21 protein-coding genes are annotated in these 19,773 nt (G+C 61.0%); 5 read left to right on the top strand and 16 right to left on the bottom strand.

Annotation, left to right across the window (positions count from 1 at the left end):
• Positions 1-30 precede the first annotated feature (30 nt).
• Positions 31-693 (top strand): helix-turn-helix domain-containing protein, encoded by a 663-nt coding sequence (locus tag CGS49_RS04495; protein ID WP_097800720.1) that lies wholly within the window; start codon positions 31-33, stop codon positions 691-693.
• Positions 694-769: 76 nt separating this feature from the next.
• Here CGS49_RS04495 and trxA read toward each other — a convergent pair whose 3' ends face one another.
• The 3 genes from trxA to CGS49_RS04480 form a co-directional block, all read right to left on the bottom strand.
• Positions 770-1,078, bottom strand: coding sequence for a thioredoxin (gene trxA / locus CGS49_RS04490; protein ID WP_097800719.1), 309 nt, complete (start codon positions 1,076-1,078; stop codon positions 770-772).
• Between the two features lie 149 nt (positions 1,079-1,227).
• Positions 1,228-2,175, bottom strand: coding sequence for a transketolase family protein (locus CGS49_RS04485; protein WP_097800718.1), 948 nt, complete (start codon positions 2,173-2,175; stop codon positions 1,228-1,230).
• A 46-nt stretch (positions 2,176-2,221) separates the two neighbouring features.
• Positions 2,222-3,028 (bottom strand): transketolase, encoded by an 807-nt coding sequence (locus tag CGS49_RS04480; protein WP_097800717.1) that lies wholly within the window; start codon positions 3,026-3,028, stop codon positions 2,222-2,224.
• A 619-nt stretch (positions 3,029-3,647) separates the two neighbouring features.
• Between CGS49_RS04480 and CGS49_RS04475 the strand changes: the two genes are divergently transcribed.
• Complete coding sequence (locus CGS49_RS04475) at positions 3,648-4,184, top strand: ECF transporter S component (RefSeq protein ID WP_097800716.1); 537 nt, start codon at positions 3,648-3,650, stop codon at positions 4,182-4,184.
• Between the two features lie 259 nt (positions 4,185-4,443).
• On the opposite strand, the gene sstT is transcribed toward CGS49_RS04475, so the two are convergent.
• From sstT to CGS49_RS04420, 11 genes are all read right to left on the bottom strand, one after another.
• Positions 4,444-5,691, bottom strand: a complete 1,248-nt coding sequence (gene sstT, locus CGS49_RS04470) for a serine/threonine transporter SstT (RefSeq protein WP_343215854.1) — start codon at positions 5,689-5,691, stop codon at positions 4,444-4,446.
• A 264-nt stretch (positions 5,692-5,955) separates the two neighbouring features.
• Positions 5,956-6,666: a hypothetical protein gene (locus CGS49_RS14290; RefSeq protein ID WP_207653398.1), complete on the bottom strand. Its 711-nt coding sequence runs from the start codon at positions 6,664-6,666 to the stop codon at positions 5,956-5,958.
• Between the two features lie 165 nt (positions 6,667-6,831).
• A complete protein-coding gene (locus CGS49_RS04460; protein WP_097800714.1) occupies positions 6,832-7,335 on the bottom strand; it encodes a GNAT family N-acetyltransferase in 504 nt (167 codons plus the stop codon).
• 179 nt (positions 7,336-7,514) lie between these two features.
• Positions 7,515-7,904 carry a helix-turn-helix transcriptional regulator gene (locus tag CGS49_RS04455; protein ID WP_097800713.1) on the bottom strand — a complete coding sequence of 130 codons (390 nt, stop codon included), beginning with the start codon at positions 7,902-7,904 and terminating at the stop codon, positions 7,515-7,517.
• A gap of 270 nt (positions 7,905-8,174) precedes the next feature.
• The gene (gene phoU, locus CGS49_RS04450) at positions 8,175-8,843 is read right to left on the bottom strand and encodes a phosphate signaling complex protein PhoU (protein WP_097800712.1); all 669 of its coding nucleotides are present in this window, start codon (positions 8,841-8,843) and stop codon (positions 8,175-8,177) included.
• A gap of 20 nt (positions 8,844-8,863) precedes the next feature.
• Complete coding sequence (gene pstB, locus CGS49_RS04445) at positions 8,864-9,631, bottom strand: phosphate ABC transporter ATP-binding protein PstB (protein WP_097800711.1); 768 nt, start codon at positions 9,629-9,631, stop codon at positions 8,864-8,866.
• A 303-nt stretch (positions 9,632-9,934) separates the two neighbouring features.
• A complete protein-coding gene (gene pstA / locus CGS49_RS04440) occupies positions 9,935-10,792 on the bottom strand; it encodes a phosphate ABC transporter permease PstA (protein ID WP_097800710.1) in 858 nt (285 codons plus the stop codon).
• Complete coding sequence (gene pstC, locus CGS49_RS04435) at positions 10,785-11,699, bottom strand: phosphate ABC transporter permease subunit PstC (protein ID WP_097800709.1); 915 nt, start codon at positions 11,697-11,699, stop codon at positions 10,785-10,787. Before pstC ends, pstA begins: the two co-directional genes overlap by 8 nt.
• A gap of 110 nt (positions 11,700-11,809) precedes the next feature.
• Positions 11,810-12,703 carry a phosphate ABC transporter substrate-binding protein gene (locus CGS49_RS04430; RefSeq protein WP_097800708.1) on the bottom strand — a complete coding sequence of 298 codons (894 nt, stop codon included), beginning with the start codon at positions 12,701-12,703 and terminating at the stop codon, positions 11,810-11,812.
• 311 nt (positions 12,704-13,014) lie between these two features.
• On the bottom strand, positions 13,015-13,476 hold the full coding sequence (locus CGS49_RS04425) for a twin-arginine translocation signal domain-containing protein (protein ID WP_097800707.1): 462 nt from the start codon (positions 13,474-13,476) through the stop codon (positions 13,015-13,017).
• Positions 13,477-13,595: 119 nt separating this feature from the next.
• Entirely contained in the window at positions 13,596-14,195 is a 600-nt protein-coding gene (locus CGS49_RS04420) for a GNAT family N-acetyltransferase (protein WP_097800706.1), read from the bottom strand.
• 161 nt (positions 14,196-14,356) lie between these two features.
• Between CGS49_RS04420 and prmA the strand changes: the two genes are divergently transcribed.
• Positions 14,357-15,271 (top strand): 50S ribosomal protein L11 methyltransferase, encoded by a 915-nt coding sequence (gene prmA / locus CGS49_RS04415; protein ID WP_097800705.1) that lies wholly within the window; start codon positions 14,357-14,359, stop codon positions 15,269-15,271.
• A gap of 9 nt (positions 15,272-15,280) precedes the next feature.
• Positions 15,281-16,024, top strand: coding sequence for an RsmE family RNA methyltransferase (locus tag CGS49_RS04410; RefSeq protein WP_097800704.1), 744 nt, complete (start codon positions 15,281-15,283; stop codon positions 16,022-16,024).
• Positions 16,025-16,182: 158 nt separating this feature from the next.
• On the opposite strand, the gene CGS49_RS04405 is transcribed toward CGS49_RS04410, so the two are convergent.
• Together CGS49_RS04405 and CGS49_RS04400 are read right to left on the bottom strand one after the other, a co-directional pair.
• A complete protein-coding gene (locus CGS49_RS04405) occupies positions 16,183-17,790 on the bottom strand; it encodes a phosphoenolpyruvate--protein phosphotransferase (RefSeq protein ID WP_097800703.1) in 1,608 nt (535 codons plus the stop codon).
• Entirely contained in the window at positions 17,777-18,961 is a 1,185-nt protein-coding gene (locus tag CGS49_RS04400; protein ID WP_097800702.1) for a patatin-like phospholipase family protein, read from the bottom strand. Before CGS49_RS04400 ends, CGS49_RS04405 begins: the two co-directional genes overlap by 14 nt.
• Before the next feature lie 149 nt (positions 18,962-19,110).
• Here CGS49_RS04400 and CGS49_RS04395 point away from each other — a divergent pair, with 149 nt between their 5' ends.
• Positions 19,111-19,761 (top strand): HAD family hydrolase, encoded by a 651-nt coding sequence (locus CGS49_RS04395; protein WP_097800701.1) that lies wholly within the window; start codon positions 19,111-19,113, stop codon positions 19,759-19,761.
• Positions 19,762-19,773: the final 12 nt, after the last annotated feature.

The raw sequence follows: 19,773 nt of genomic DNA, 5'->3' as shown, positions 1-19,773 counted from the left end.
GCTATGCTTTTTTCCAAGGGAGTTGATAAAATGGATGCCAGAACTTTCGGAAATTATCTGAGCCGGATGCGTAAAGCGCAGGGGCTGACACAGGCTGAACTGGCGGAACAGCTGCACGTTACCGACAAGGCTGTCAGCCGCTGGGAGCGGGGCATCGGTCTGCCGGATATCAACACACTGGAACCGCTGGCAGATGCGTTGGGATTGACACTTGCCGACCTGATGCATTGCCGCGTTCCGGAAGAAGCCGATGCCGCACCGACCATCCAGTTGGATGATTTCTTTACCATGCTGCGCCGACAGCACACCGTAGATTGGCATTCTGTGCGCACCGCTCTGCTTGGGCTGAGCATTGCACTTGCCGTGTGGGGTGTTTTGGCCTGTCCCGGCAGGATCGCTGTGCACTGGCGTGGTCTCGGCGATGGTTCTTTTCAGGCAGACGGCTGGATGCCTTCTTTCGTCATTTTCCCGTTGTGTGCTGGCATTGAATTTTTATCGCTGGAGATCTGGAACAGTTTTGAACAGACGGGCTATTATCGCCGCTCGGGTGAGATCAACCCTTTCATCATTCATGCCATGTCCTTTGGCACACGCTCTGCCAGATGGCTGAAGGGCGTACTGGATCTTCTGTTTTTCTTTTGTTTTGGTTTTGTGGTTCCATTTGCAGAAGCGTGTATGATTTTTTTGAATTGATGCCGCCATTTCCGTAAAAAGGGTACAGCGGAACGCCCGCAGGCGTTCCGCTGTACCCTTTTTTTAAAACAATGATTCAGCCCAGCAGCTGCAGCACGCCAGACTTCGGGCGGGCACCCACGGCCTGATTCACCAGCTTGCCGCCTTTGAACACCAGCAGGGTGGGGATGCTCATGACGCCGAACTCACCGGCCAGTTCCGGCTGCTCGTCCACGTTCACCTTGCCCACCTTCACATCGGTGCGCTCCTCGGCCACCTCGTCCACGATGGGGCTGAGCATGCGGCAGGGGCCGCACCAGCTGGCCCAGAAGTCCAGCAGAACGGGCTTTTCGCTCTGCAGCACTTCCTGCGCAAAGTTTTCCTTCGTGATGGTTACAACTGCCATATTGTTTACCTCCTGAAAAAGGGTGTCTTTTCATTTGATGATGGCATCAGTATACCCCAAAACCGGCACTATTTTCCGTGACCGGGTCACACAACGATGCAAAAAGCCCGCCGAACGCAGATGTCCAGCGGGCCGTAATGTTTTGCGGTTTATTTATTCAGTATTTCATGAGCGGTCTTGCAGATGGTGGCGGCATCCAGGCCGTACTCACGCAGCAGGTCCCAGGCCGGGCCGGAGCAGCCGAACTTGTCCTGCACGCCCACGCGGCGCACGGGGGTGGGCAGCTTTTCGCTCAGCACGGCGCACACAGCTTCGCCCAGACCGCCGATGACGTTGTGCTCCTCGGCAGTGATGACCTTGCCGCAGTCCTTGGCAGCCTTGAGGATGATCTCCTCGTCCAGAGGCTTGATGGTGTGGATGTTGATGACCCGGGCATGGATACCCTCGGCGGCCAGCTGTTCGGCGGCGATGCGGGCCTCGTTGACCATCAGGCCGGTGGCGATGATGGCAATGTCGCTGCCATCGGTGATCTGCTCACCCTTGCCGATCTCAAAGTGATAGTTCTCTGCATCGTGGAACACAGGCACAGCCAGACGGCCAAAGCGCAGGTAGACGGGGCCTTCCATGGCAAAGGCGGCGCGCACGGCGGCGCGAGCTTCCACGTCATCGGCAGGGCAGATGACGGTCATGCCGGGGATGCTACGCATGAGGGCAAAGTCCTCGCAGCACTGGTGGGAAGCACCGTCCTCACCCACGGAGATGCCGCCGTGGGTGGCGCCGATCTTCACGTTCAGGTGGGGGTAGCCGATGGAGTTGCGCACCTGCTCAAAGGCACGGCCAGCGGCGAACATGGCAAAGCTGGAAACAAAGGGCACATAGCCCATGGTGGACAGGCCGGCGGCCACGCCCATCATGTTGCCCTCGGCGATGCCGCAGTCAAAGTGGCGGTCCGGGTATGCCTTGCGGAACATGCCGGTCTTGGTGGCGGCAGCAAGGTCTGCGTCCAGCACCACCAGCTCGTCGTGGCCTTCGGCGGCCAGCTCCTTCAGGGTGTTGCCGTAGCTTTCACGGGTAGCGATCTTCTTCACGTCTGCCATCTTACTTATCCTCCTGTTCCAGCGCGGCGTATGCGGCGTTCAGCTCCTAAATTGCGATCTTGTACTCGTCGTCATTGGGGCCCTTGCCGTGCCAGTCCACCGAGTTGGTCATGAAGGAAACGCCCTTGCCCTTGGTGGTGTCCATGATGACACAGGTGGGCTTTTCGCTTTCGGCGTGGAAGGCGTTCACGGCGGCCTCGATCTGGTCGTAGTCGTGGCCGTCGATGGTCAGCACGTTGAAGTTGAAGGCCTTCATCTTGTCTTCCAGCGGCTCGCTGCTCATGACCGTCTCGGTGCTGCCGTCGATCTGCAGGCGGTTGCGGTCCAGGAACACGCACAGGTTGGAAAGCTTATAGTGGGCGGCAAACATGAAGGCCTCCCAGCACTCGCCTTCCTCCACCTCGCCGTCGCCCACGATGGCGAAGACGTTGATGGGCTTGCCCGCGTGCTTGGCACCCAGGGCCATGCCGCAGGCGGCGGAGATGCCCTGGCCCAGGCTGCCGGTGGACATATCCACGCCCGGGGTCTCGTTCATGTTGGGGTGGCCCTGCAGATAGCTGCCGATCTTGCGCAGGGTCTTGAGGTCTTCCACCGGGAAGTAGCCGCGCTCGGCCAGCGCTGCATACAGTGCCGGGGCGGCATGGCCCTTGGACAGCACCAGACGGTCGCGGTCGGCCTTCTTCGGGTCCTTCGGGTCAATGTTCATTTCCACGAAATAGAGGTAGCTCAGCAGTTCGGCGATGTCCAGACTGCCGCCCGGATGACCGCACTTTGCGCTGTGCGTGCCCTCGATCACGCCCATGCGGATGTGACAGGCGTGCTTTGCCAGGGTGAGTTTTTCTGCATTTGTCATGATGGTCCTCCCGTATGAACCTCAGAATTGCAAGCGTTCAAAAAAGCCGTTTTACGCCCTGCCGGGCAGGTGTGTCCCAGCAGCGCACTCTTTTTCAAGTTTATATTAGCTATTCTATGCAAAAAGGTCAAGTTCCTTCATGCAAAATGTACATACACGGGGAAATATCCGTGGAAATTGGCCGCTTTTTGGTCAAAATGCAGGCTTTTTGCCGCATCTTGACAAGGCCGGGCACATCTGCTATATTTTTCACAGATTTCCGGCACGAAGCCGGGTGTGCGGGTCGAAGCTCGTTTTCTCCATCCCGATGGAGCATTTATCCAAAACGCGTGTCTGCGCCCTTTGTGCGCAGCGCCGCAGCGCGCCGAAAGCCCCGGCAGGTTTTCCGGCACTGCTCTTTTATTATTTACAGACGCCACGAAGGGGTCTGCTTTTGGTGCGAACACCAAAGGCAGACCCTTTTTTCTTGGCTCCCCCAAAGGGGGAGCTGGCGCGTCAGCGCCTGAGAGGGCGAGGCCGCTTCAAACGACACGCATTCGCCCTCTCCGTCATTGCTGCGCAATGCCACCTCTCCCAAGGGGAGAGGCAAGAAGCAATGGAATCAAAGGAGGAAGCTTTCATGAAAACCAAAACCAATTCCACCACCCGCAGCATCGTGCTGGCGGCGCTGTTCCTGGCACTGGCCTTCGTGCTGCCCATGGTCACCGGCCATGTGCCGCAGGTGGGCAACATGCTTTGCCCGATGCATTTCCCCATTCTGTTGTGCGGCTTCGTGCTGGGCGGGCCGTGGGGCCTGGCCGTGGGCTTCGTGGCCCCGCTGCTGCGCTCGGTGCTGTTCGGCATGCCGCCGATGTTCCCCATCGCCATCTCCATGGCCTTTGAGCTGGCCGCCTACGGCCTTGTGTCCGGCCTCGTCTGGCGCAAGGTGAAGCACACCCTGCCCATGATGTACGCCGCCCTCGTCACCGCCATGGTGGCGGGCCGCCTGGTGTGGGGCGCAGTGCGCTTCGTGCTGGCAGGCCTGACCGGTTCCAGCTTCCCGTTCAGCGCCTTTTTGTCCGGTGCCCTGCTCACCGCCGTGCCGGGCATCGTGGCCCAGCTGATCCTCATCCCGCTGATCCTGACCGCTTTGCAGAAGGCAAAGGTTATTGACTAAGTTACTATTTAAAATGCCCTCCGCTTCGCTCTGGGCATAAACAGCGGAACTTTTATTTTTATATTATTACAGAACAGCAGCGGCTGCGGCCGCTGCTGTTCTGTTTTTTCACAGGAGAGGCCGTAATGAAAGTGCCCTGCTGCCCGTTACATCTTTTCCCGTAAAAAAGCGAACCGGCAAAGCCCGCAGGCTTTGCCGGTTCGCAGTTAAAAATCAAATCCTTTGAAATTGGTCAGAGCATCGCGGAGACCATTTTCAATCAGTTCTTCTTACCGGTCAGGAACTCCGGCAGGGGCTTGCCCTGCTTGAGCCACTGGTGATACTCGGCGGTGGCGGCAAACTCCACGTCACCGGCAGAGTTCAGGGCAGTCTCCACAGAGTCCTGCACCACACCGATGATGAAGCCGACGCCCACCATCTGCATGGCAACGTCGTTGGAGATGCCGAACAGAGAGCAGGCCATGGGGATGAGCAGCAGGGAGCCGCCGGCCACGCCGGAAGCACCGCAGGCACCCAGAGCGCTCATGGCGCTCAGCACGATGGCGGCAGGCAGGGACACCTGAATGCCCAGGGTGTTGGCTGCGGCCAGGGTCATGATGGTGATGGTGATGGCGGCACCGTCCATGTTGATGGTAGCGCCCAGCGGGATGGACACGGAGTACATATCTTTGTCCAGACCCAGCTTTTCGCACAGGGCCATGTTCACGGGGATGTTGGCGGCGGAACTGCGGGTGAAGAAGGCGGTCAGGCCGGACTCACGCAGGCAGCGGAACACCAGCGGGTACGGGTTGCAGCCCAGGTAGATGAACATGATGAAGGGGGAGACGATGAGGGCCATGAACAGCATGGTGCCCACCAGCAGGGCCAGCAGCTTGCCGTACTGGGTGAAGATGGCCAGACCGTTGCCGGAAACATTGGTATAGACCAGACCCATGATGCCGAAGGGTGCCAGATTGATGATCCAGCGCACGATCTGGGAAACGGCGTCAGCGGTGTCTGCCAGAAAAGCCTTGGTGCTCCCGGTGCCGATCTTCTTCATGGCCACGCCGAACATGCAGGCCCAGAACAGGATGCCGATGTAGTTGCCGTTCATGATGGCGCTGACGGGGTTTGCCACAAAGTTCGTCAGCAGGGTGCCCATCACTTCGCCCAGACCCTGAGGCACCACGTCGGACTGGGCAGCGTCTGCCAGCACGACGGTGACCGGGAACAGGAAGCTGGTGACGACCGCGATGGCCGCCGCCAGGAAGGTGGTGAGCATGTACAGCCAGATGACCGTGCCGAAGCGGCGGTCCAGCTTGGAAGAACCCTGTGCCAGGGCACTTGCCACGATGACGAACACCAGCACCGGGGCGATGCCCTTCAGTGCGCCGACGAACAGGTTGCCAAATTCGCCCACCCAGCCGGCACCCGGGGCCACCAGCGCCAGCACAGCGCCGACGATCAGGCCGATCAGGATGCGAACGATCAGGCTGATGCCGTTGTAGCGGGCAACTGCCTTGTTCAACGTTTTCATATAGACACTCCTCTTTCCTATCGTACGCCAGTGGCGCACAGTTTCCTGTCTCTTACACAAGGACGGGTGTTATTATAGCACATACGGCAAAGAATTGAAAGCGTTTTCAGACATTTTTCGTTCACAAATTTGCGTTCAGGTCGGTGCCCATAGGGGTTTTCTGCTGAACTGTATTTGTAGCAAGGACAGTTTTGTTTTTCCGAAAAAATAAAGCCGGAACGGCTTTGACCGCTCCGGCTTTTCAAAATAAAAATTTCAGCTCACATACCCATCGGTCGCGCTGATGATGTTGGCGTTGCCCTCCAGGCTTTCGTACACATCCACCACCGCATAGTGCATCTCTGCTCCCGGGTACACCACCGTCGCTTCGCACAGGATGCGATAGTTGGTGCCCGCCACGGTCTGGGTGCTCAGCAGGGCCACCGGCACATAATCCACACCCACAAAGCCTGCCGTGGCCTTGTTAAAGGCTGCCTGCGCTTCCCCGGTCAGGGCCGGAGACTCCGCTTCCTGCCATGCGCCCACAGCGCCTTCCTCATAGTCCAGATCGGTCAGGCAGAGCGCATCGCCGATCTCCACGATCTCGGCCCTGCCCAGCCAGTTCTTGCTCACCGTGGCCACCACATATTCCTCCTGCGCGCCCGGGTACACCACCGTGGCCTTGCACAGGATGCGGTACTGCCTGCCGGAGGCGGTGGTGCGGCTGGCCAGCAGGGCATAGGGCGTATAGGAAACGCCTTCCAGCCCGTCAAAGGCCTTGTCGAACACCTTGCGCACCGTGTCGGTGAGGGCCGGGTCGGCGGCACGCTTCCAATTGCCGGAAATGCAGTTTTCCTCGCTGACCGCCGCGGCAGGCTCTGCCGTCTTTGCCGCCTGTGCCGAAAGGGCCGACGCCTGCACCGTGCCGCCTGCCAGCAGGGAAAGGGCCATGACTGCCGTCATGCAGACCGAAACCATCTTTTTCATAGAAAGATTTCCTTCTTTTATCCATATTGTTTCCGGGCCGGGTGCCCGGTTTTGTCTCGTCATCTGGAACACGAAGGAGCGCGGCGCCAAATTGCAGGGGCTCCGAAATTTTTCCAGAAAAAATGCCCGCGCACGGGCGGACCCGGTGCACAGGCATTTTGCAGCTTATTCCAGCGGCTGGGTCGCGGCCAGCTTCTGGTAGGCGTAGCGCGGCGAACCATCCCGTACATGGATGATGCCGCAGCGGGTGAAGCCGTTCTTTTCCAGCAGGTGCTGCATGATCTTGTTGTCGGCGTGGGTATCGGCCCGCAGGCTCTGGCAGTGTTCCAGGCTCCACTCCAGCACCGCCGAAGCGACGCCCTTCTGCCTGCCGGCCGAAGCCAGCCGGTGCACCGTGCCATAAGGCAGCGTATCGTTCAGCCACCGGCCGTCCTCAATGACGGCATAGGTCGGGTCTGCACCCAGAATGAAGGCGAACACGGCCTCGATCTGGCCGTTGACCACATAGACGAACAGACGGTTCGAGTCGATATCCTCCTCCAGCATCTCCTGCGGAGGGTAGTTGTCGCCCCACTGGGTCGGGTTGCCCGATCCCTTCATGGCAGCGCGTGCATGGTCGTAGATTTTCAGGATCTGCGGCAGGTCCCCTCTGACTGCACCACGAAACATTCATTCCACCTCTTTCGACTGCGCCGCACCCTTCCGGCACGGCTGGGATTTGCCTTATTGTACTACATTTTACCAGAAAAATCCAGTTCTTGCGCCAGCCGCCCGCAAAACGCCCCGAAACGCCAAAAAAGCAGGGCACAGCCGGGGCCGTGTCCTGCCGATGGGGGAATGAAGCTTTTTCATGCGCTGGTGCGCACGCGGGCGGCGCGCACCTGGCGGTACTCCCGCGGGCTCAGGCCGTAGCGCTCGTGGAACAGGCGGTAGAAATAGCTGGTGTTCTCGTAGCCCACCAGCGTGATGATCTGCTGGATGTTCATGTCGCTGCGGCGCAGAAGGCGCGCCGCCGTTTCCATGCGGTGCTTCTGTAGCAGCTCCTTGTAGGTGCGGCCGGTCTGGGCCCGCACGCACTCGCTGACGTAGGCCAGCGAGACGCCGTAGGCTCGCGCCACATTGGACAGGCTGGCTTCGCGGTAGTTTTGGGTGATTTCTTTCAGCGCCGCCTGCACCAGCGCTTCACGGCTGACCATCTCGGCGCGGGCTTCCAGCGGGATATCCTTACACTGTGCCATATAAATTTCCTCCGTAAAGGGTGCGGCGGGCGGGGACTGGGGGAGAAAGCCGGACGCCCGCCGCACAGGGTTCGCAGGTTTTTGAGGAACCTTACACTCTCTATACGAACTGCCCGGGCAGAATATTGCAAAAAAGCTAAAATTTTTTTGTTATTTGCCGTCCACGAATTTCGTCCCACCGAAAAAGGCCGCCTCTGCAGCGCAGAAACGGCCTTTTTCAGGAGAAATAAAGAAAACACGAAACCCTCAAAAATGAGGTGGAGAAAGACTTTAGAACATACTCTCGTCCTTGTATCTGCCGCTGCGCACGAACTGCACCCACTCGGCCACATTCACGGCGTGATCGCCGATGCGCTCCAGATACTTGATGACCATCAGCAGGTCCAGCGCAGCGTCCACTTTGGCGGGGTTGGCCGCGATCTCCTGCGCCAGGGTGTGCTTGATGGCGTTGAAGTCGTAGTCCACCGCGTCGTCGGCGGCAATGACCTGCCGGGCGGCCAGCTCGTCCTCGTTGGTCAGCGCGGCCAGGGCGTCCAAAATCATCTGGTACGCCTTGCGGCCCATGGCGATGGCCTGGCTGACGGCGGGGTCGCCTTCCTTGCGGACGGTGACGAGGTGCGGGATGATCTCGGCGATGTCGGCGGCATGGTCGCCGATGCGCTCAATGTCGGTGACCACCTTCATGGCAGTGGAGATGCGGCGCAGGTCGCCCGCCACCGGCTGCTGGCGCAGCAGCAGGGTCATGCAGCGGTGCTCGATGTCCCTCTCCATGTTGTTGATGCGGCTGTCGCCCTTCACGATGCTCTTGGCCGCGTCGGCGTCGGCGGTGCACAGCGCTTCCAGCGCGGCCTCCACGGCCTCGGCGGAGTTGTTGCCCATCTCCACCAGAGCCGCCTTGAGGGCTTCCAGATCGGTATCGTATTGTTTGCGGATGCTCATTGGTTTTGTCCCTCCTCAGTTTAGCCGAACCGGCCGGAGATGTAGTCCTCGGTGCGCTTATCCTGCGGCGCACTGAAGATCTGTGCCGTGGGGCCCACTTCCACCAGTTCTCCCAGCAGGAAGAAGGCGGTGCGGTCGCTGATGCGGGCCGCCTGCTGCATGTTGTGGGTGACAATGACCACGGTGTAGTTCTTCTTCAGCTCGCTCATCAGCTCCTCCACCTTCATGGTGGAGCCGGGGTCCAGTGCGCTGGTGGGCTCGTCCATCAGCAGCACTTCGGGCTTCACCGCCAGAGCCCGGGCGATGCAAAGGCGCTGCTGCTGGCCGCCGGAAAGGCCCAGCGCGCTCTTTTTCAGGCGGTCCTTCACTTCGTCCCAGAGGGCCGCACCCCGCAGCGAGCTTTCCACCAGCTCATCCAGCTCGGCTTTATTGCGCACGCCGTGGAGCTTGGGGCCGTAGGTGATGTTATCGTAGATGCTCATGGGGAAGGGGTTTGCCTTCTGGAACACCATGCCCACGCGGCGGCGCAGGTCGGTGAGCTGCATTTCCCGGGCGAAGATGTCCTCGCCCTTCAGCCGCACATCGCCCTCGATGCGCACATTGGGCACCAGGTCGTTCATGCGGTTGAGAGTTTTCAAAAAGGTGGATTTGCCGCAGCCGGAAGGGCCGATGAGGGCGGTGATCTCCCGCTCGCCCACGTCCAGCGAGATATTTTTCAGCGCCTTGAAGTCGCCGTACCAGAGGTTCAGGTTTTTTGCCGAGATGACCGGCATGTTCGTGTTTTCCATAGAGTACCTCATTGTTGAATTTCAACAGGAAGTTTACCGTTTCGACCCTTCCTGTGAAAATGTAGATTTGAAAAATCCGCAGATTTTTCAAATCTACGAAATTAAAAATAATTTTTCCGCTATTCATGGCCAGAGCGCAACAACGACGACCGCCGCCAGTGGCGGAAACAGGGAGGAGTTGTTGGGGCAGCGGCCAGCAAGACGCAAGTGCCGCCCAAGGCACGATGCGGATGCTGGGGGCCGCAACCCGATAAGCGGAGGCCATTTCAAATGGTTATGCTCTGGAAACAGTAAAATCAAATTTCACTGTTTCTGTTTCAGTTTATCCTTCGCCAGCCGCGCCGCCAGATTGATGGCCAGCACCAGCACCAGCAGCACCGCGCCAATGCCCCATGCAGAGGCAAAGTCGCCGTCCTCAAAGGCGCGCAGGTACAGCAGCACCGAAAGCGTTGCGCCGTTGGAGGTGTAGGCTTTCACCACACCCTTGGCGATGACCTCGGCCGCACCGGCGGTGAACAGCAGGGCGGCGCTTTCGCCCACGATGCGGCCCACAGCCAGGATGCAGCCGGTGACGATGCCGTCGATGCTGCAGGGCAGCACGATGGTGCGGATGATGTGCCACTTGCCCGCGCCCAGACCCATGGCACCCTCACGGTAGCCCTGCGGCACGGTTTTGAGGGATTCCTGCGTGGTGCGGATGATGGTGGGCAGGTTCATCACCACCAGCGTCAGGCTGCCGGACAAAAGACAGGTCTGAAAGCCCAGCGCCTGACTGAACACCAGCATCCCCACCAGACCGTAGATGATGCTGGGGATGCCTGCCAGCGTCTCGTTGGTGAACTCGATGACCTCGATGAGCCGCCGGTTGGAAGCGTATTCGGTCAGGTAGACCGCCGCACCCACGCCCAGCGGCAATACGATGAGGAGTGTCAGCAGGATGACATACAGCGTGTTGAGAATGGCAGGCAGGATGCCGTCGGTCTTTTTCAGCACGCTGGCGGTGGTGGTGAGGAATTTCCAGCTGATGTGCGGGACGCCGCGCACCAGCACCATGCCGATGATGCCCGCCACCAGCACCATCACAAGGATGGCGGCGGCCCACACCAGCGCGTTCATCACGCGGTTCCACGCCCGGCGGGAGGGGGAAAAGCCCTTATTCATCGCGGCTGCCTCCCTTCAGGACGACGTTCAGAACGATATTGATGAGCATGATGAACACGAACAGCACCAGCGCGATGCTGAACAGCGCCTGCCGCTGCAGGCCGCCCGCGTAGCTCATCTCCTTGGCAATGGCCGTGGTCAGGAAGGTGACGCTGCGGAACAGGCTGTCCGGCATGTTGGGGCTGTTGCCGGCCACCATCATCACAGCCATGGCTTCGCCGATGGCGCGGCCGATGCCCAGCACGATGCCGGCGGCAATGCCGCTTTTGGCGGCGGGCACGCTGATCTTGAACCACGTTTCGGTGTCGGTGGCACCCAGCGCCAGACTGCCCTGCTCATACTCCGGCGGCACCGCGTTGAGCGCCGTGACCGACACCGACACGATGCTGGGCAAAATCATGACGGACAGCACCACGATGGCCGACAGCAGGCAGGCACCGGAAGCCTTGCCGAAGGTCTTTGCTACGGCAGGCACCAGCACCTGCATGCCCAGCAGGCCGAACACCACACTGGGGATGCCGGCGAGCAGCTCAATGGCCGTGACCACCACCGTGCGCACTTTGGGGTCCGCCGCCTTGGAGAGAAACACCGCCGTCAGCAGGCCGACGGGCACACCGATGAGGGTGGCCCCCAGGGTGCCGTAGATGCTGGACAGGATGAAGGGCAGGATGCCAAATTTCGGGTCGGCCGCCGTGGAGGCCCACTCAGTGCCCAGCAGGAACTTGAACAGGCCGATCTTGCGGATGGCCGGCACACCGGAGATGATCATGTACACCGTGATGAGCACCACGCAGCCCACCGCCAGCATACCGCACAGGAAGAAGATGAAGTTCATCACCGCTTCCAGCCATTCGGCGGGGGTGCGCGGCAGCTGGACACGGCGCAGATAAGACGATTTTTTGTTCATAGCAGGATCCTTACGAAAAGCGCCGACCCGTACCGTTTCGGGGCAGGTCGGCGCGGTGGGGTTGTTTTGCAAAGGCTTCCCCCTTGGGGAAAGGCTTCTGCGATCATCTTTTACTCATTCACCGGCACAGCGCCTGCGGTGCGGATGAGGTCGGCAGCGTCCTTGCTGGTGGCAAAGTCCACGAAAGCCTGTGCCTGCTCCGACAGGGTCACGCTCTTGTTGGTGACGAACACGAAGGGACGCTGGATCTTGTAGCTGCCATCCTTGACGGTATCCTCGCTGCACTCCACACCCTCCACGGTGACCATGGCAACGGTGTCGCCCACAGCGGACAGGGATGCGTAGCCGACTGCCAGCGGGTTTGCCTCCACAGCGCTGATGACAGCGCCGGTAGCGGTCAGCTCCTGTGCGTACTTGCAGCTGTCCTTCACGTCCACGATGCTCTCAAAGCCGTCGCGGGTGCCGGAACCGGCCTCGCGGCCGATCAGCACGATCTCGCCTGCGTCGCCGCCGACTTCGGACCAGTCGGTGATCTCACCGGTGAACATCTGCTTCAGCTGGTCCACGGTCAGGTCGGCCACCTTGCTGTCCTTGTTCACGATGATGGCGATGCCGTCCAGCGCCACGGTGGTGCCGTCCACATCGTTCTTCTCGTCGTCCTTCAGGGCGCGGGAGGACAGGCCGATGTCTAGGGTCTTGTCGGTGGCACCGGTGATGCCTGCGCCGGAGCCGGTGGGGTCGTAGCTGACGGTGACGCCCGGCTCCACCTCGGCAAAGCCTTCGGTCAGGGCAGCGATGACGTTCTTCATGGAAGTGGAACCGCCGGTTGCAACGTTGCCGGACAGGGTGCCGGCGGCCACGCTCTCGGCAGCGGAAGAAGCGGTGGACTCAGCGGCAGAAGAAGCCACGGTGGAAGATGCGGAACCGCCGCATGCGGTCAGGGCCATGGCGGCAGCAGCAGCACCGCAGACAGTGATAAACGAACGACGGGTGATCTTTTTCATCTTTATTTCCTCCAAACAGGTCCGGGCCGTCTGCCCGGGCATTTTTTGTTGTGCTTTTCCTGGGAACGGCTTTATTGTACCGCGCCGCCGCCCCCGCTGCGACCAGCCCCGTGCAAAATGGAGGTAAATCTTTTGGGCAGGGTTTTGCCGCTGTGTCATCTCTGCGTAAAGCCGGGATGAAAACCCTGTACCTGGATTTTACATTGCCCGAAAATGTGCCGAAAATACCATTTTCTGGTTGGGCAAAGCGGCAAAAAGCCCCGGGCGCTCGCAAAGAGTGCCCGGGGCATAAAGTTCCTTCTGTTTTGTTTTTACTGCGGGGTGACCGTCTTGTTTTTCAGGTCCAGCACAAACAGCCGGGAAACCGTGGACAGCGTGATGGTCAGATCCAGCGTCTGTGCACCACTTGCAAGTGCATCGACGGTCTCTTTATCAGCAATTCTGAATTCCAGCTCGCAATCCTTCGTGGAACCCTGCCACAGGATGCCGGTGCTGCCATTCTGCAGTTCAAGCTTTTGGCCGTTCACTTCCGCAGAAAAGACATCACTGTACTTCTTACTGAAGGTGATGCCGTTTTCCACGCCTTTGATTCCGATATTGAGTTTCACAAATCCGTAGTCGCCGCTGATCATCCTGCCAAACTCCGGATTTCCATTAAAATAAACGCGGAACTCACCGACGGTGCTGCCACCGCCGCAGCCGGCCAGCGAAACGGCCACGGCCGCTGCGGCCGCACCCTTCAGGAAGGTGCGGCGGGTCATTGTTTCAGCCATACGAAAAACCTCCTCTTGCCGTATTCTGTGCCTTTAGCGTACCACATTTTGGAGTTCTGTCAACCAAAATCCGCCAAAAATCCCCCTGCGCACTCAATTTGCACAGGGGGGAGAAGCCTTCAGCAGTATTTCGTGCCGTCCGGGCAGTAGAACTGCACATACTTCTGCCACTCGGTCTCGCTGATGGCGCGGCGGTAGCAGTCCACCAGCGCGTCCACGGCCTGCCGGTCAGCAAAGGTGCCGGGGCCGGGGCAGTCCAGCACCAGAATGCGGAACCAGGCGTCGAACAAATGCTCGGTGAAGCCGGTGTCCCGGGCCCCGCACCGGGCGTAAAAGCCCAGCCGCCGCACGGCCATGGCTTCGTCCTCGGCCTTGTCCGGCGCCTCAGCTTCGATCAAAATGGCCTGTGCGTCCTTCTCGTATTCCGGCAGGGCCGCCAGCAGTTTTGCGCCAAGGCCCTGCGCCCGGTAGGCGGGCAGCACCGCAAAGTAATCCAGCTGGCTCACCTTACTGCCCGCCGGGCGCACCATGAGCAGGTATGCCGCCAGCTGTTCGCCGTCAAACACGCCCCAGGTGTGGGCCGTGCCGTCCGCTTCGCTGTTCAGGATCATGCTCAGGGGTTTCAGCTCTGTGGGCGGGAAGTCCCGGCGCATCTCGTCCAGATAGACCCGCGTCAGCTCTTTTTCGTTCAGTTTCCTCCAGCTGTATGCTTTGCTCATCGATTTCTCCTCCCGGGGTGGTGCCCGCCGTGCTTTTTATAAAATAAGTATAGCACATCCCACATCAGAACGCAAAAACGCTGTAAATGCTTGCATCCCACCGCCGAATCGGGTACTATACTATTATAGAATACGCGAAGACCCGAAGGAGGTTTCTTTTTATGGAATGGACCGACATCCGCCTGACCGTGGCCAAGGCCGACGCCGACAACGCCGAAGCCGTTGCCACCATGATCGCCGAGGGCGGCATCTATATCGAAGACTACAGCGACATTGAGCAGCAGGTGGCCGAGATCGCCCATGTGGACCTGATCGAGCAGGAATTGCTGGATAAGCCCCGCGACACCGTCATCATCCACATGTATCTGGAGCCGGGCGCATCCCCCGTGGAAACGCTGGCCCTCATTGCCGCCCGCATGGAAGCCGCCGGCATCGCCTACACCGTCGAGACCGAGGGCGTGGAGCAGGAGGACTGGCAGAACGGCTGGCGCAAGTATTACCACCCCATGGAGATCGGCAAGCGGCTGGCCGTGGTGCCCTCCTGGCAGGAGTATAATACCGACCGCGTGAAGCTGATTTTGGACCCGGGTCTTGCCTTCGGCACCGGCGGCCACGAGACCACCAGCCTGTGCATGGAAGCACTGGATGAGCGGGTGAAGGGCGGCGAGCGGGTGCTGGACATCGGCACCGGCAGCGGCATCCTGGCCATTGCGGCGCTGAAGCTGGGCGCGGCCGTGGCCGAGGGCGTGGACATCGACCCCGTGGCCGTGCGCACCGCCGGGGAGAACGCCGCCCTGAACGGCGTGCAGGACAAGCTGACCGTGCTGGTGGGTGATCTTTCGGACAAGGCCAGCGGCCAGTACGACATCATCACCGCCAACATCGTGGCCAACGCCATCCTGTCTCTGGCACCGGCTGTGCCCGGCCTGATGGCCGAGGGCGCAGCTTTCATCGCCAGCGGCATCATCGACAGCCGCAAGGATGAAGTCATTGCCGGATTGGAAAAGGCCGGTCTCGCCGTCGTGGAAGTGAAGGAAAAGCGCGGCTGGGAGTGCATTGTTTGTAAGAAAGCGTAAGGAGCCACTATGCCGCACCGTTATTTTACCACTGAAATTTCTGACGGCACCGCCGTGCTGCGCGGGGCCGACGCCCACCACCTTGCCCGGGTGATGCGGGCACGCCTGGGCGAGACCGTCATTCTGTGCGACGGCAATGCCGTGGAGTACACCGCGTCCATCACCGGCTTCGGCGACGACTGCGTGGAGTTCAGCGTGGAGCCGGGCTATCCCAGCGCCGCCGAACCCAGCGTGGAAGTCACCCTGCTGGCGGGCTACCCGAAGCAGGATAAGCTGGAGCAGATCATCAAGCACGGCGTGGAGCTGGGCGCGGCCCACATCGTGCCCTTCTTCAGCCGATACTGCGTGGCAGCGCCCAAAAAAGAGGAGCAGAAGAACGAGCGCTACAACCGCATCGCGCTGGAAGCCGCCAAGCAGTGCGGCCGGGGCGTGCTGCCGGATGTAGCCCTGCCGCTGCCGAACTTCGGGGCCGTGTGCCGCACCTTTGCACAGTACGACCTTGTGCTGTTCTGCTATGAGTGCGGCGGCGCGCCCCTGCGCCAGCTGCTGGCAGAGACCGCGCCTGCCGACGGCGAAAAACTGAAAATCGCCATCGTGACTGGTGCCGAGGGCGGCTTTGCCGCCGAGGAAGCCGAGATGGCCGCAAAGGCCGGTGCCAGAACGGTGGGCCTTGGCCCCCGCATCCTGCGGTGCGAGACCGCGCCGCTGGCCGTGCTGGCGTCGGTGATGACCCTGACGGGGAACTTAGAGTAATTTTCTTTTATAGAATGCAAAAGGCATCTGCACCGGTTCCACTGAAACCATGCAGATGCCTTTGTTTTTATGCTCAAAATCCTCTCAGTCATCGCTGCGCGATGCCAGCTCCCCCTTTCGGGGGAGCTGGCGCGTCAGCGCCTGAGAGGGTTATAAGATCACGTCTCCGCTTCCAGCAAAGCCTTCTTTGTGCCCAGCAGGTTCTGCGGGCTCACCGAAAAGCTGCGCAGGCCCAGCTGCAGATACTGCACCGTGTTGGCCGGGTTGCCCACGGCAAGGCCGCAGATGGTCACCGGCACATTGCGCACCTTTGCGGCATCCATCACCATGGTGATGAGCTTTTTCATGGCCTTGCTGGCCGGGCGGTAGTAGTGCTCGGCGCTGGCAAGCTCGCGGTCCGCCGCGTGGGTGTACTGGGTCAGGTCGTTGGTGCCGATCACAAGAAAATCGACCCCGTGCTCTACAAATTCCTCAGCGGTCAGGCAGGCAGCGGGCACGCTGAGCATCACGCCGAACTTGGTATCTTCGTTGAACGCTACGCCGCGCTCCCGCAGGTGTTCGCGGCAGCGCTCCACCACACGCATGGCTGCGTCCCAGTCCTCCACATTCGTCACCATGGGGAACATCACCCGCAGCGGGCCGCGGGCGGCCGCACGCAGCAGTGCACAGATCTGCGTTTCAAACTGGCGGGGCTGGCGCAGGCTGTTGCGGATGCCCCGCAGGCCCAGCTTCGAGGACTGCAGGCCCTGATAGGCGTCGGCCATGGTGCGGTCGGCCCCAAAATCAAAGGTGCGCACGGTCACCGGGCAGCCCTTGGCCGCGGCAAGGCAGGAGCTGTAGAAGAAATACTGCTCCTGTTCGTCCAGGATGCGGCCCGGCAGCATCATATAGCTGCTGCGCAGCAGGCCCACGCCCCGGGCACCGGACTGCATGGCCGTGTCGATGTCCTCGGGGCCGAAGCAGTTGGCCAGCAGTTCAAAGGGCTGGCCGTTCTTCGTGCGGTTGGGCAGGGCACTCAGCCGCTGCATCTCGGCGTTTTCGCGCTGCAGCTCACAGATGCGGGTCTCCGCCTGCTGGCGGACGACGGCGTCCGGGTCCAGGGTGCACTCGCCCTTGGTGGCGTCCAGAATGACGGTGCGTCCGTCGCAGTCGTCCAGAAAATCCCGCCCCACCTGCACAAGGCCCGGGATGTTCATTGCCCGGGCAATGATGGCGGCGTGGCTCTGGCCGCTGCCTTCGGCCGTGATGATGCCCAGGATCATGCCGGAGGGCACGCTGAACAGGTCGGTGGGCATGAGCCGGTCGGCCGCCAGGATCACCGGGTGGTCCAGCGCCAGCCACATGCGGGGGCGGTTCGTGAGGATATTGATGACCCGGCGGGTGGCATCCAGAATATCCACGCTGCGCAGCTGCATGTAGGGGTTATCCTTCATGTTGGCCAGCTGGTCGGCATAGCGCTGGCCCACCTGGTTCATGGCCGCCGCCGCGCCGATGCCCGCATTGATGCAGAAACGCACCTCGTTCATCATGCCCTCGTCGTCCAGCATCATGCTCTGGAACTGGAAGATGGCCTGTTCAGTGGGCGCGGCCCGGTCCGCCATGGATTCCAGCTCGCTCTGGGCGGTGTGGATGGCGTCGGTGAGCAGCCGCAGCTCCCGCGCAGGGTTGAAGGGACCGGCCGTGGCCGTTTCCACATGATGTTCCAGCCGGCTCACCTGTCCCAGCACCAGCCCCGGCGAAGCCGAAGCTCCCTTATACACCTTCATCGTCTGTCACCTCCGGCAGAATGGGCGTTTTCTCCGGCGCGGTCAGGGTGTACCAGACCAGCGCCTGCAAAAAGGTATTGGGCACCAGCGCTGCCAGTGCCGCACGGGCAGCATCCGCGCTGCCCTCGAACAGCGGCGCAAAGCTCTGCATCCGCGCCTGATCGCAGGTGGCGAGGAATGCATCTGCCAGCGTGTGGGTCGTGTAGAATTTTGTCGGGTCCACGCCCGCGTCCTCGGCCGCCGCTTCCAGCGGGGCAAGGTCCGCATCCTTCATCTTGGCCAGCAGAAGGGCCGCATCTGCCGTCAGGGTGACGGGGTACTTTTCCCGCACGGCCTTCTGCACCTGCTGGAATTTCCACGCAAAGGCGGCGGCATCCTCACAGCTCTCCGCGCTGGTGGAAACCGCATAGGCACAGCCCCGCAGATACCCCATGGCGCGGCGGGTATCGTAATAGCCCAGCTCCATGTTGCGGCGGGCGGTGTCCGGGTCAAAGTGGAGGATATCGCCCAGCTCCCAGTAGCTGCGCACCATCACGGTGGGCAGGCCGGTCAGGTTCGGGCGGGTGATGCCCACGCCCTCCAGGTCCACGCACACCAGTTCTTCCGCGCCCATTTTCTTGGCAAGGCCGGTGGGCATGTTGTCGCTGTAGCCGCCGTCCAGAAACTTTTTGCCGTCGATGTCCCGCGCCCGCAGCGCCGGGAAGCAGGCGGCCGATGCCATCAGGTAGTCTTTCACCCGGCCTTCCGGAATTTCGTCCAGCGTCAGCTCCCGGGGCTTCAGGCCCCGGCTCTCCACCGTGACAAGGCCGAAGCGGGTGGGTGCAGCCCGCAGGGCGTCCTCGTCCAGCACCCGCTCCACGATGTCTTCCAGCGGGGAAACATCCATGCCGCCGGCCTTGACCACGCTGCGCAGGAACTGGTGCAGGGCCGAGAGGTCGGCACCCTCGTCCGGCAGCTCCATCACGTCCCGGCTGCGGATGGTCAGCCACATGTCCCGGGCCGTCTCGTACAGGTCCAGCACGAACATCGCCCCGTTCAGGCTGCCGACGCTCGTGCCGGTGATGATCTGCGGGTGCCAGTCCAGCTCCATCAATGCGCGCCACACGCCCACCTGATAGCTGCCCCGGGCACCGCCGCCTGCCAGCACCAGCGCTTTCTGCCGTTGTTCCATGGTCTCCGCCTCCTCTGTCGATGCCTGCTGTTTTGTTCGATTATAGCATATTTCCCGCAAAAATTCTCCCGGTTTTTGTAAATAAACGGCTTTCTCCCGGCTAAGAAACATGATATACTTAGTGAGATATTTTACAAGGAGGCATTCTCATGCACTGCAGGCAATGGATCTTTGATATGGACGGCACCCTCACCGACAGCATGGGCGTGGTGTGGGAGGGCGCACCCGACGCTCTGCTGCGCCGCTACGGCCGCACCCCGAAGGAAAACCTGCGCTCGGCCCTGCTCACCATGGGGATGCAAGAGGGCGCGCAGTACCTCATCCGGGAGTATGACCTGCCGCTGAGCGAAGATGAATACTACGGCGTGATGCGCGAGGTCATTGCCGAGCTGTACGAGACCGTGGAGCTGAAACCCGGCGTGCGGGAGATGCTGGCCCGGCTCAGGGCCGAAGGGGCCCGCATCTGCCTTTGTTCCAACACCTGGGCCGACCAGTGCCGCACGGTGCTGAGGAGGCTGGGCGTGCTGGACGATTTTGAGTTCATCGTGGAAGCCCAGGGTGCGCTGCACAAGAGCCGCCCGGAGGTGTTCGCCCAGTGCATGGAGCGGCTGGGCGGAGCAGACCCTGCCGCCTGCGCCGTGTGCGAGGACGCCATTTACGCCGCCTCCACCGCCCAAAAAGCCGGGTATTACGTCATCGGCATCGCAGACCCGGCCTCTGCCGCCGACGAAGCACAGATGCGCCGGGTGTGTGACCAGTTCCTGCCCGCATGGAGCGCGCTGGACTGGACCCGCGCGTGAACCGCGCCGCCG

It is taken from the genome of Faecalibacterium langellae, assembly GCF_002549775.1.
Classification (GTDB): Bacteria; Bacillota; Clostridia; order Oscillospirales; family Ruminococcaceae; genus Faecalibacterium; species Faecalibacterium langellae.
The sequence above is the reverse complement of the archived record's forward strand: the minus strand, read 5'-3'. Positions and strand labels throughout refer to the sequence as shown.

Bases quoted from the DNA above. Each gene is read 5' to 3' on its own strand.
- CGS49_RS04495 (WP_097800720.1), top strand. From the start codon at position 31: ATGGATGCCAGAACTTTCGGAAATTATCTGAGCCGGATGCGTAAAGCG.
- trxA (WP_097800719.1), bottom strand. From the start codon at position 1,078: ATGGCAGTTGTAACCATCACGAAGGAAAACTTTGCGCAGGAAGTGCTG.
- CGS49_RS04485 (WP_097800718.1), bottom strand. From the start codon at position 2,175: ATGGCAGACGTGAAGAAGATCGCTACCCGTGAAAGCTACGGCAACACC.
- CGS49_RS04480 (WP_097800717.1), bottom strand. From the start codon at position 3,028: ATGACAAATGCAGAAAAACTCACCCTGGCAAAGCACGCCTGTCACATC.
- CGS49_RS04475 (WP_097800716.1), top strand. From the start codon at position 3,648: ATGAAAACCAAAACCAATTCCACCACCCGCAGCATCGTGCTGGCGGCG.
- CGS49_RS14290 (WP_207653398.1), bottom strand. From the start codon at position 6,666: ATGAAAAAGATGGTTTCGGTCTGCATGACGGCAGTCATGGCCCTTTCC.
- CGS49_RS04460 (WP_097800714.1), bottom strand. From the start codon at position 7,335: ATGTTTCGTGGTGCAGTCAGAGGGGACCTGCCGCAGATCCTGAAAATC.
- CGS49_RS04455 (WP_097800713.1), bottom strand. From the start codon at position 7,904: ATGGCACAGTGTAAGGATATCCCGCTGGAAGCCCGCGCCGAGATGGTC.
- phoU (WP_097800712.1), bottom strand. From the start codon at position 8,843: ATGAGCATCCGCAAACAATACGATACCGATCTGGAAGCCCTCAAGGCG.
- pstB (WP_097800711.1), bottom strand. From the start codon at position 9,631: ATGGAAAACACGAACATGCCGGTCATCTCGGCAAAAAACCTGAACCTC.
- pstA (WP_097800710.1), bottom strand. From the start codon at position 10,792: ATGAATAAGGGCTTTTCCCCCTCCCGCCGGGCGTGGAACCGCGTGATG.
- pstC (WP_097800709.1), bottom strand. From the start codon at position 11,699: ATGAACAAAAAATCGTCTTATCTGCGCCGTGTCCAGCTGCCGCGCACC.
- CGS49_RS04430 (WP_097800708.1), bottom strand. From the start codon at position 12,703: ATGAAAAAGATCACCCGTCGTTCGTTTATCACTGTCTGCGGTGCTGCT.
- CGS49_RS04425 (WP_097800707.1), bottom strand. From the start codon at position 13,476: ATGGCTGAAACAATGACCCGCCGCACCTTCCTGAAGGGTGCGGCCGCA.
- CGS49_RS04420 (WP_097800706.1), bottom strand. From the start codon at position 14,195: ATGAGCAAAGCATACAGCTGGAGGAAACTGAACGAAAAAGAGCTGACG.
- prmA (WP_097800705.1), top strand. From the start codon at position 14,357: ATGGAATGGACCGACATCCGCCTGACCGTGGCCAAGGCCGACGCCGAC.
- CGS49_RS04410 (WP_097800704.1), top strand. From the start codon at position 15,281: ATGCCGCACCGTTATTTTACCACTGAAATTTCTGACGGCACCGCCGTG.
- CGS49_RS04405 (WP_097800703.1), bottom strand. From the start codon at position 17,790: ATGAAGGTGTATAAGGGAGCTTCGGCTTCGCCGGGGCTGGTGCTGGGA.
- CGS49_RS04400 (WP_097800702.1), bottom strand. From the start codon at position 18,961: ATGGAACAACGGCAGAAAGCGCTGGTGCTGGCAGGCGGCGGTGCCCGG.
- CGS49_RS04395 (WP_097800701.1), top strand. From the start codon at position 19,111: ATGCACTGCAGGCAATGGATCTTTGATATGGACGGCACCCTCACCGAC.